The sequence below is a fragment of the Vibrio sp. 10N.261.55.C5 genome, from assembly GCF_041470505.1.
In the GTDB taxonomy this organism is placed as follows: Bacteria; Pseudomonadota; Gammaproteobacteria; order Enterobacterales; family Vibrionaceae; genus Vibrio; species Vibrio crassostreae_C.
This window is the reverse complement of record NZ_JBFRMS010000124.1, coordinates 1-309: the sequence shown is the minus strand read 5'-3', so window position 1 is coordinate 309 and position 309 is coordinate 1. Positions and strand designations below refer to the sequence as shown.

1 protein-coding gene is annotated in these 309 nt (G+C 58.3%); it reads right to left on the bottom strand.

Annotated elements, in window-relative coordinates; translation table 11 throughout:
* Window positions 1–309, bottom strand: a 309-nt coding sequence (locus tag AB4263_RS24150) for a hypothetical protein (RefSeq protein ID WP_372099036.1), incomplete at both ends; no start/stop codon positions are given.

The window sequence follows — 309 nt, the reverse complement described above, 5'->3', positions numbered from 1 at the left end:
CTGTGCCTTTATCAGACACGTTACCCGCCGCATCGGTAATGGTCGCTTCGACTGTTAACGTCGCGCCTTCCGCCGGTGCATCGACTGTCGTCAACACTTCGCCTGCTGTGATGTGAGCCGCTGTCAGTTCGATCTCTGTGCCGTTCACCGTCAAGGTATCGCCTTCAACCGCACCTGTGTCGGTTAGAGAGATGGTCACGTTCACGTCACCATCCAGCTCCGCCGCGCTGATCAGGCCGTCGTCGTTCGCATCTTCTGTGATTTCAACGCCTGGCGCACCCGCCGCTGTGGTATCCAGTTTCGCACTGT